Genomic DNA, 1,526 nt, shown 5'->3' with positions numbered 1-1,526 from the left:
TGCCAGATTCCCACGGGGTTTCACGTGTCCCGCGGTACTCGGGATCCGTCTCGGAGGGCATTTACTTTCGAATACAGGGCTGTTACCTTCTATGGCGGGCCTTTCCAGACCTCTTCATCTAATAAACACCTTTCTGACTCCTAATGAGACGTCCCACAACCCCGAAGAGCAAGCTCTTCGGTTTAGGCTATTCCGCGTTCGCTCGCCGCTACTGACGGAATCACTATTGTTTTCTCTTCCTGAGGGTACTTAGATGTTTCAGTTCCCCTCGTATGCCTCATCACACCCTATGTATTCAGATGTGAGTGACTGCCAATTACGACAGCCGGGTTTCCCCATTCGGACATCCCCGGATCGATGCTTGCTTACAGCTCCCCGAGGCATTTCGTTGTTCGCCACGTCCTTCGTCGGCTCCTGGTGCCTAGGCATCCTCCGTGTGCTCTTACTAGCTTAACCTAGTTTCGCTCATTGCTGAGCTTTATATCAACATAAGGATGATTCTAAGACACTTTACTTCTTTCGCGATTCAGTTTTCAAGGTACAATATTCTTATGGTGGAGCCAAGGAGGATCGAACTCCTGACCTCCTGCTTGCAAGGCAGGCGCTCTCCCAGCTGAGCTATGGCCCCAAATGAGGTATAAAGTTAGTATGGTGGGCCCTAGTGGACTCGAACCACCGACCTCACCCTTATCAGGGGTGCGCTCTAACCAGCTGAGCTAAGGGCCCTCAGAGCAGTTCAGAAGAACTGCCCATGAGCAATGCGCTCTGCTTGGCAACGTCCTACTCTCCCGGGACCCTGCGGTCCAAGTACCATCGGCGCTGGAGGGCTTAACGGTCGTGTTCGAGATGGGTACGCGTGGAACCCCTCCGCTATCGCCACCAAACAGAAGAAAAGAAAGAGATTCCTCTTTCAAAACTGAAAACGAGTGAAAACGTTTGTGGGTGGAAGCGATGCTTCCTGTATGTCTCCGTCGCAGGAGACGTAATCCTTAGAAAGGAGGTGATCCAGCCGCACCTTCCGATACGGCTACCTTGTTACGACTTCACCCCAATCATCTACCCCACCTTCGGCGGCTGGCTCCTTGCGGTTACCTCACCGACTTCGGGTGTTGTAAACTCTCGTGGTGTGACGGGCGGTGTGTACAAGACCCGGGAACGTATTCACCGCGGCATGCTGATCCGCGATTACTAGCAATTCCGACTTCATGCAGGCGAGTTGCAGCCTGCAATCCGAACTGAGACTGGCTTTTTAGGATTGGCTTCACCTCGCGGCTTCGCTTCCCGTTGTACCAGCCATTGTAGTACGTGTGTAGCCCAGGTCATAAGGGGCATGATGATTTGACGTCATCCCCACCTTCCTCCGGTTTGTCACCGGCAGTCACTCTAGAGTGCCCAACTGAATGCTGGCAACTAAAGTTAAGGGTTGCGCTCGTTGCGGGACTTAACCCAACATCTCACGACACGAGCTGACGACAACCATGCACCACCTGTCTCCTCTGTCCCGAAGGAAAGCCCTATCTCTAGGA

2 tRNA genes and 3 rRNA genes are annotated in these 1,526 nt (G+C 53.1%); all 5 read right to left on the bottom strand.

Annotated elements, in window-relative coordinates:
* Nucleotides 1–456, bottom strand: a 23S ribosomal RNA gene (locus M3650_RS31120); the annotation flags it as partial.
* Nucleotides 457–552: 96 nt separating this feature from the next.
* Nucleotides 553–628: transfer RNA gene (locus M3650_RS31115), tRNA-Ala, on the bottom strand.
* A gap of 21 nt (nucleotides 629–649) precedes the next feature.
* Nucleotides 650–726, bottom strand: a tRNA-Ile gene (locus M3650_RS31110).
* A gap of 41 nt (nucleotides 727–767) precedes the next feature.
* Nucleotides 768–884, bottom strand: a 5S ribosomal RNA gene (gene rrf / locus M3650_RS31105).
* A 109-nt stretch (nucleotides 885–993) separates the two neighbouring features.
* A 16S ribosomal RNA gene (locus tag M3650_RS31100) occupies nucleotides 994–1,526 on the bottom strand; the annotation flags it as partial.

Source organism: Paenibacillus sp. MER TA 81-3 (assembly GCF_023713585.1).
GTDB classification, from domain to species: Bacteria; Bacillota; Bacilli; order Paenibacillales; family Paenibacillaceae; genus Paenibacillus_B; species Paenibacillus_B profundus.
The sequence above is the reverse complement of the archived record's forward strand: the minus strand, read 5'-3'. Positions and strand labels throughout refer to the sequence as shown.